2 rRNA genes are annotated in these 623 nt (G+C 53.5%); both read left to right on the top strand.

Going from position 1 to position 623, the window contains the following annotated elements:
* Nucleotides 1-103 (top strand): 23S ribosomal RNA (locus tag A6D6_RS21655); the annotation flags it as partial.
* A gap of 154 nt (nucleotides 104-257) precedes the next feature.
* A 5S ribosomal RNA gene (gene rrf, locus A6D6_RS21660) occupies nucleotides 258-373 on the top strand.
* The last annotated feature ends 250 nt before the right edge of the window (nucleotides 374-623 follow it).

The raw sequence follows: 623 nt of genomic DNA on the forward strand, positions 1-623 counted from the left end.
CCCCTGAAGGGCCGTTGAAGACCACAACGTTGATAGGCGGGGTGTGGAAGCTGCCGTAAGGCGTGAAGCTAACCCGTACTAATTGCCCGTGAGGCTTGACCATATAACGCCAAAGCAGTTGAACTGCACCTGATAGAATGAGTGTTGGATAAACGCTCTGACGCTGGACGACTCAGTTTCTCAGAATACTTTGCTGGCTTAGCCAGTGAGGTAAACAGATTTGGAGACCTGCCAAGGCAGATCCCCAAGCCGGTTTGCCTGACGACTATAGCGAGTGGGAACCACCTGATCCCTTGCCGAACTCAGAAGTGAAACCGCTCAGCGCCGATGGTAGTGTGGGGCTTCCCCATGTGAGAGTAGGTCATCGTCAGGCTCTTAAATATAAAAAGACCCCTTAGTGCTCGTCGCTAAGGGGTTTTTTTATATTTAGGATACGATGAGCTCCTGTCCCTACTTTGGGGCCCATGTGTACCCGAGGGCATAAAACCGCCTATGCACCGAAGGTGCCAGGCGGAGGCGCCGTAGGCGTCGCGAAGCGATCACGAGCACGGCTCGTGACCTAAGTAGGTCATCGTCATACCCAGAGGGCACAAGGGCTCTTAAATACAAAACGCCCTGTCAGG

The sequence above is a fragment of the Alcanivorax xiamenensis genome, assembly GCF_009846745.1.
In the GTDB taxonomy this organism is placed as follows: Bacteria; Pseudomonadota; Gammaproteobacteria; order Pseudomonadales; family Alcanivoracaceae; genus Alloalcanivorax; species Alloalcanivorax xiamenensis.